At 66.4% G+C, this 6902-nt stretch carries 7 protein-coding genes; 1 reads left to right on the top strand and 6 read right to left on the bottom strand.

Annotated features, from left to right (window positions below; all coding sequences use genetic code 11):
* Positions 1-702 (bottom strand): aminotransferase class I/II-fold pyridoxal phosphate-dependent enzyme (locus ACEQXV_RS11805; RefSeq protein ID WP_370269301.1); only part of this gene is annotated, 702 nt, incomplete at its 3' end.
* Between the two features lie 91 nt (positions 703-793).
* Here ACEQXV_RS11805 and ACEQXV_RS11800 point away from each other — a divergent pair.
* Positions 794-1717 carry a LysR family transcriptional regulator gene (locus ACEQXV_RS11800; RefSeq protein ID WP_370269300.1) on the top strand — a complete coding sequence of 308 codons (924 nt, stop codon included), beginning with the start codon at positions 794-796 and terminating at the stop codon, positions 1715-1717.
* A gap of 75 nt (positions 1718-1792) precedes the next feature.
* Here the strand turns inward: ACEQXV_RS11800 and ACEQXV_RS11795 are convergent, their stop codons facing one another.
* Genes ACEQXV_RS11795 through ACEQXV_RS11775 form a run of 5 tightly spaced genes read right to left on the bottom strand, consistent with a single transcriptional unit; the run spans position 1793 to position 6898 of the window.
* Positions 1793-2500: a type 1 glutamine amidotransferase gene (locus ACEQXV_RS11795; RefSeq protein ID WP_370254660.1), complete on the bottom strand. Its 708-nt coding sequence runs from the start codon at positions 2498-2500 to the stop codon at positions 1793-1795.
* 3 nt (positions 2501-2503) lie between these two features.
* Positions 2504-3835: an NAD(P)/FAD-dependent oxidoreductase gene (locus tag ACEQXV_RS11790; RefSeq protein ID WP_370269298.1), complete on the bottom strand. Its 1332-nt coding sequence runs from the start codon at positions 3833-3835 to the stop codon at positions 2504-2506.
* A 4-nt stretch (positions 3836-3839) separates the two neighbouring features.
* The gene (locus ACEQXV_RS11785; protein ID WP_370269297.1) at positions 3840-5180 is read right to left on the bottom strand and encodes a glutamine synthetase family protein; all 1341 of its coding nucleotides are present in this window, start codon (positions 5178-5180) and stop codon (positions 3840-3842) included.
* Positions 5181-5192: 12 nt separating this feature from the next.
* Complete coding sequence (locus ACEQXV_RS11780) at positions 5193-6011, bottom strand: ABC transporter permease (protein ID WP_370269296.1); 819 nt, start codon at positions 6009-6011, stop codon at positions 5193-5195.
* Positions 6008-6898 (bottom strand): ABC transporter permease subunit, encoded by an 891-nt coding sequence (locus ACEQXV_RS11775; RefSeq protein WP_370254689.1) that lies wholly within the window; start codon positions 6896-6898, stop codon positions 6008-6010. Before ACEQXV_RS11775 ends, ACEQXV_RS11780 begins: the two co-directional genes overlap by 4 nt.
* Positions 6899-6902 lie beyond the last annotated feature (4 nt).

Below are 6902 nucleotides of genomic sequence, written 5' to 3'. Positions count from 1 at the left end.
GGAGGCGCCATTGACCACCAGCGTGCGCGCTGCAAGGTCGGGGGCCGCGTTGCGGAAGGAGGTGAAGGGGTCGAAGGCGATATGTTCGTAGATCTCGTCGGCCATGACCCAGACATGCGGATGGGCGCGCAGCACCTCGGCCAGCGCCTCAAGCTCGGCCTTGGAATAGAGCGCGCCCGAGGGGTTGCCGGGATTGTTGAGCAAAAGCCAGCGGGTTTTCGGCGTGATCGCGGCGGCAAGCGTATCTGCCGTCAGGCGAAAGCCGGTTTCCGCCCCGCATTTCGGCGCCACAAGCTCTGCCTCGCAGATCGTGAGAATATCGGCATAGCTGGTCCAGTAGGGCGCGGGCAGGATCACCTCGTCGCCCGGGTCGAGCGTGGCGAGAAACGCGTTCGCGATGACCTGCTTGGCCCCGGTCGAGACCATGACCTCGGCCGGATCGGCGGTAAAGCCCGCGGACTCGGCGATGGCCTTGCGCAGCGCGGGCGTGCCCTGGGTCGGCGGATAGGTGGTTTCTCCGTTGAGGGCCGCCTGGTGCGCGGCGTCGATCACGTGGCGTGGCGTGGGAAAGTCGGGCTCGCCGGTGCCGAAGGTCAGCACATCGCGGCCTTCGGCGCGCAGGGCCCGCGCGGCCTCGGAAATGCGAACGATCTCGGACAGGGCCAGCTGGCCAGCGCGACGGGAACGGCGGAATTCGGTCATCGTGAGGGCTTTCTTGACGTCCGTGCATGGTTTAGCATCCGTGTAGCGCCCGTTCTATCGACATTCCGTCAGAATATCATTACAAAACGGAATGACTTTACCCCGCCGCTTCCTTCCCCCCCTGCCCTGGCTTTCAGCCTTCGAGGCCGTGGCGCGTCTTGGATCCGTCACCCAGGCCGCGGCCGAGCTTGACCTCACGCAGGGCGCGGTCAGCCGGCAGGTGCAGAAGCTGGAGGACCGGCTGGGGCAACGGCTCTTTACCCGCGACCGCCAGCGCCTGACCCTGACCCCGGCAGGGGCCGCCTATGCGAAGGAGCTGCGCGGCGCGCTTGCCACCATCGCCAGCGCGACCCTCTCTCTGGCCTCGAACCCGCATGGGGGCCTGCTGAACCTCGCCATCCTGCCCGCCTTCGGCACCTATTGGCTGGCCCCGCGCCTGCCGGGCTTCATGGCGGCCCATCCCGGCGTGACCGTGAACCTCGCCACCCGCACCCATCCCTTCGACTTCGCGCGGGAGGAGTTCCACGCCGCGATCCATTTCGGCCAGCGTGACTGGCCCGGTGCGGGGTTTCTCAAGCTCATGGAGGAGGAGAATGTCGCGGTGGCCTCGCCGTCGCTGCTTACGACCCGCAGGGTCGCCCTGCCCGCCGACGTGGCCGCGCTGCCCCGGCTTCAGATCGAAAGCCGCAAGGGCGCGTGGCGGCGCTGGTTCATGGCGCATGGGCTGGGGACCGAGGACCGGGTGGCAGTGCAGTTCGACCAGTTCGCCACGATGATCGAAGCCGCCAAGCAGGGGCTCGGGGCCGCGCTGGTCCCGCGCTTCCTGATCGGGGCGGAGCTCGCCTCTGGCGCGCTGGTGGCGCTGCCGCAATCGGAGGCGGGGCGGTTCGGGTCCTACTACCTCGTCTGGCCCGAAGCCGGGGCCGACTACCCGCCGCTGGTGGCCCTGCGTGACTGGCTGGCCGGGGAAGTGGGCGGGGGCGCCACCCGGCGGGTGGCGCGGAAAAATCCTTGAAAGGATTTTGAAAACCCGGTGAGGCCAGGTCTTACGGCGATGCACATCGCCGCCCCCGGTCTGCGACCGGTCAGATCAGAGCAGGTGCTCGCGCACGATGCGCGCGAGATCACCCCGCGTCACGTCCTTGCCCATGGAGCCCTGCGCCACGTCGACCTCGTCCGGTTTCAGAACCGTGCCCCGGCGGCTTTCCAGAAGCGCCTTGGTATAGGGTTTGCCGAACTCCGGATGGCCCTGCACGGTCAGAGCGAAACCCGGATACCACAGCGCCGCGTAGTCGCAGAAATCGCTGCTGGCGATGGTCTCGGCGCCCTCGGGCGGAGTGAAGATCTGGTCCTGGTGATAGGCCTGGATCGAGATCTTCTCCGGGGCTGCGCCGAGCGCCGCGGGCCAGTCATGCACCGCGTAATCATGCACGCCCAGGCCCCATCCCTTGTCGGATTTGCCCACCTTGCCGCCAAGCGCCTGCGCGATCACCTGGTGGCCAAAGCAGATGCCCACCATCGGCACGCCCGCATCGCGGCAGTCGCGCACGAACCCTTCCAGCGCGGCGATCCACGGGTCCCCGTCATAGACCCCGAACCGCGAGCCGGTGATGACCCAGAGGTCCGCTGCGCGCGGGCTGTCGGGCAACTGGCCATCGAGCGCGGCGAAGCTCTTGTATTCCGCCTCGGGCAGGTCCAGCCAATCCTGGACCATCGAGGGGTAATTGCCATGCTCGGGCGCCAGCTCTTCCGGCGGGCGGCCGGTTTCCAGAATGCCGATGACGGGTCTCTTGCTCATCTCTTATCCCCGGTCCTGAAGGCCGTAATAGCTGTAGGCGAAAGGCAGCACGGCGCGCCGCCAGCGGCCCAGTTCAAACCGTCTTGGCGCGGAACGCAAGGGGTTGGGCGTGTCTGGCCCGTCGCCCAGGATCTGCGCGGCCAGAAGCCGCCCGGCATAGCTGCCCATGGCGACGCCATTGCCGTGGTAGCACATGGCGACCCAGGCATTGTCCATCCCCTCGATCGGCCCCGCATAAGGCACGAGATCGCGCGCCAGCGCCAGCAGGCCCGACCAGAAATGCGGGGTCTCCACGTGCCGCCATTCGGGGAAGATCCGCTCGAAATCGGCGCGCGCGATGGCCCGGGTCTGCGCATGGGCGCGCGGTGTCGTCTTCATCGCGCCGCGAAGGCCGAAAAGCATGCGCTTGTCGGGCATCAGCCGGAAGTAATGCAGAAGATGGCGGGTGTCATAGCACATCTGAAGGCTGGTCCAGCCCTGCGCAGACAGTTCCTCCTCCGTCAGGGGCCGGGTGACCAGCACGTTGGACTGCACCGGCAGGTAGCGCCCCGCCATCCAGCCCGGCAGATCATCGGAACTGTAGCCGTTCGTGGCCACGACCAGCCGCTTTGCCCGCACCTGGCCCGCAGGCGTCGTCAGCAGGTGCCGCCCCGCCTGCGACGCGATGCGGGTGACCGGGGATTGCCCGAAGATCCGCCCGCCTGCCTTCTGAACGGCACAAGCCAGGCCAAGCGCGTATTTCATCGGGTTGAGTGCGAAGCCGATCGGGGTCGTGAGCGCGCCGTGAAACTCGGGGCTGGCCAGCCCTCGCCCGGCCAGCGCCTCGCGCGGCAGGAGTTCGCATTCGACCTGCTGGAAACGGCGCATCTCATCGGAAAGCTGCTCCAGCACGCGCATGTCCTTCGGCCGGAAAGCCAGAAGGGTTTCGCCAACGGAATGGGTGTCGGCCTCGATGCCATGGGTATCCAGCAGCGCCGCCACATGATCAATCGCCGCGCGCTCGGCCCGGTAATAGGCGCGGGTGTCCTCCTCTCCGAACCGGGTCAACAGCTCGGAGGGACCCGCCTTGGCCCCGCCCAGGCAGCAAAAGCCGCCATTGCGACCGGAAGCGCCCCACCCGGGCTGCTCGGCCTCCAGCACCACCACGTCGCACCCGGCCCCGGCCAGCGCCAGCGCCGCGTTGAGCCCGGTAAAGCCCGCTCCGATCACGGCGACATCGGCCTCGACCTCGCCCGCGACCGGCCCGTGTTCGGGGATCTGCGCCACCGTGGTCGGCCAGAAGCTTTCCGCGATCGGCGCGCGGCCATAGGCCATGGGCTCGTAGAGGCGGCGCATCAGGTCACAGGCGGCTGAGGTAGTAGCGGTATTCGACCGGCGTGATCAGGCTGGTCAGCGTCTGCACCTCGTCGTTCTTCACCGCCACCAGGACGCCACGATACTCTTCACCAAAGACCTCGGCGGCGTGATCGGAGTCGGCGAAACGTTCCACCGCGTCGAACCAGTCGTGGCCGAGCGGGTCGGCATGTTGCGCGCCCGGTTCATCCAGCGATGGCGGCAGCTCGGGATCGGTGTCGAACCCGTGCAGGATGCCGCCAAGGATGGCGGTCAGCACCAGGTAGGGGTTCACGTCCGCCCCCGCGATCCGGTGTTCCAGCCGCGCGCCCTTGCCTTCCGTTTCCGGCAGGCGCACCCCGGCGGACCGGTTGTCGAGCCCCCAATCGGGACCGGAGGGGGCGAAGCTCATCCGCTGGAAGCGACGGTAGGAATTCATGTGCGGCGCGAAGATCACCTGGAGATCGGCCATGGTGTCGAGCACACCGGCCACCGCCTGTTTCAGCACCATGGAGGGGCTGCCCTCGGACGGGCCGGGGGTAAAGATGTTGTTGCCGTCCTGGTCCAGAACCGAGCAGTGCACATGCATCCCGTTGCCCGGCGCATCGGCATAGGGCTTGGCCATGAAGGTGGCTTCCATGCCGTGCCGGGCCACGACCCCGCGCACCAGGCGGCGGAAGAAGATCGCGGTTTCGGCCGCGCGCAGCACGTCGTCGGTGTGGTGGAAATTCACCTCGAACTGGCCGGGACCGTATTCCGCGATCAGCGTGTCGGTCTCCAGCCCCTGCGCCTCGCAGGCGGCAAGGATCTCGGTCAGGATCGCCTCCTGCCGGGCCACGACCTCCAGGTCGTAGTTCTGGGCAATGGGCGTGCGCGCGGGCGGACGGGGGGGATCGTCCCCCTTTTCGCGCGGACGCAGGATGTAGAATTCCAGCTCGGTCGCGACGACCGGACGCCAGCCGCGCTCTGCGAACCGTTCGAGCATGGCCTTCAGCACTTCGCGGGGCGAAATCGGGCTGGGATGGCCGTCGGGCGTCAGCATCTCGACCTGCAACTGGGCCACGTTGCCGGGCATCCAGGGCACCGGTCTCAGCGTGCCGGGCACGGGCACCAGCACCCCGTCGGGATCGCCCACGACGATGCCGAGCCCGGTGGCTTCGACCTCGTTGCCCATGATCGCGGGGGCATAGGTGGAATAGGGCAGCTTGACCGCGCCCGCCTCCAGCTTGCCCACGGCATCGCCGGGCAACCACTTGCCGCGCAGGATCGCGTTGATGTCACACAGCATCAGCTCGATCCGCTCGGGCCGCCCGTGGGCGGCGCAATAGGCTTCGTATTCCTGTCTCATGGTCTTGTCTGCTTATGCCGTCTGTTCTGCCATCTGTTCGTCGCGCTGCTGCTGGACGATGCGGCGTTTGCTGACCAGCGACGCCGACACGACCCCGATCGTCACCAGGGCGATGAGGATGGTCGACAGCGCGTTGATCTCGGGGCTGACGCCAAGGCGGACCGACGAGAAGATCTTGATCGGCAGCGTCGTGGCCGAGGGGCCTGCGGTGAAGGAGGCAATCACCAGGTCATCGAGCGACAGGGTAAAGGCCAGAAGCCAGCCCGCGATCACCGCGGGCGCAATCAGCGGAAGGGTGACCGACTTGAACGCGTCCCACGGCGTGCAGCCGAGATCAAGCGCCGCTTCCTCAAGCGAGCGGTCGAAGCTGACCAGGCGCGAGGACACCACGACCGACACGTAACACATCGAGAAGGTCGTATGCGCCAGGATGATCGTGAAGATCCCCCGGTCGAGCCCGATCGAGATGAACAGCAGCAGCAGCGAAAGGCCGGTGATCACCTCGGGCATCACCAGCGGCGCATAGATCATGCCCGAAAACAGCGTCCGCCCGAAGAACCGCCCGCCGCGCACCAGCACATAGGCCGCCATGGTCCCCAGCACCGTCGCCAGGGTCGAGGAGACGAAGGCCACCCGAAGCGTCACCCAGGCCGCATCGAGGAACGCCTGGTCGCGGAACAGTTCGCCATACCAATGGGTCGAGAAGCCCGCCCAGACCGTCACCAGCCGCGACGAGTTGAAACTGTAGACCACCAGGATGATCATCGGGATGTAGAGGAAGGCAAAGCCAAGCGTCAGCGCGGTTGCGTTGAACCAGGAAAACCGTCTCATGCCTCGGCCTCCTGCTGGCGCTGCTGGTTCTTCTGGAACAGGATGATCGGGATCACCAGGATCAACAGCAGGATGATTGCCACGGCGCTGGCCACCGGCCAGTCGCGGTTCGAGAAGAACTCTTCCCACAGCACCTTGCCGATCATCAGCGTGCCCGATCCGCCCAGAAGCGAGGGGATCACGAATTCACCAAGCGCGGGGATGAACACCAGGAAGCTGCCCGCGATGATGCCCGAGCGCGACAGCGGAAAGGTGATCAGCCAGAAGGCCGAGAAGCGCGAACAGCCCAGGTCCTCGGCTGCTTCCAGCAGGCTTTCATCCATCCGCTCCAGCGTGGCGTAGATGGGCAGGATCATGAAGGGCAGGTAGGTGTAGACGATGCCGATATAGACAGCCGTATGCGTGTTCATGATCTGCAACGGGTCCGAGATGATGCCCGTCCACAGCAGGAACTGGTTGAGATAGCCCTCGGTCGAGAGGATGCCGATCCAGGCATAAACGCGGATGAGGAAGCTGGTCCAGAAGGGCAGGATCACCAGCATCATCAGCATCGGCCGCCATTCCGGCGCGGACCGCGCCATGCCATAGGCGATCGGGTAACCCACGCAGAGCGTCAGCAAGGTCGAGATCAGCGCGATCTTGAGCGACGACAGGTAGGCTTTCCAGTAAAGGTCGTCCTCGGTCAGGAAGACGTAGTTTTCCCAGTCCAGCTCGCTCAGGAACTGGCGGAAGCCCGACCAGCCTTCGGACAGGTCCAGCGTCGGCGTGTAGGGCGGAATGGCCAGGGTCACGTCCGACAGCGAGATCTTGAAGATGATCCCGAAGGGCACCAGGAACAGCAGCAGAAGCCAGAGATAGGGAACCCCGATCAGCGTGCGGCGGGCGATGTTC

It is taken from the genome of Nioella sp. (assembly GCF_964229645.1).
Lineage (GTDB): Bacteria > Pseudomonadota > Alphaproteobacteria > Rhodobacterales > Rhodobacteraceae > Nioella.
This window is presented reverse-complemented; position numbering and strand designations above follow the sequence as displayed.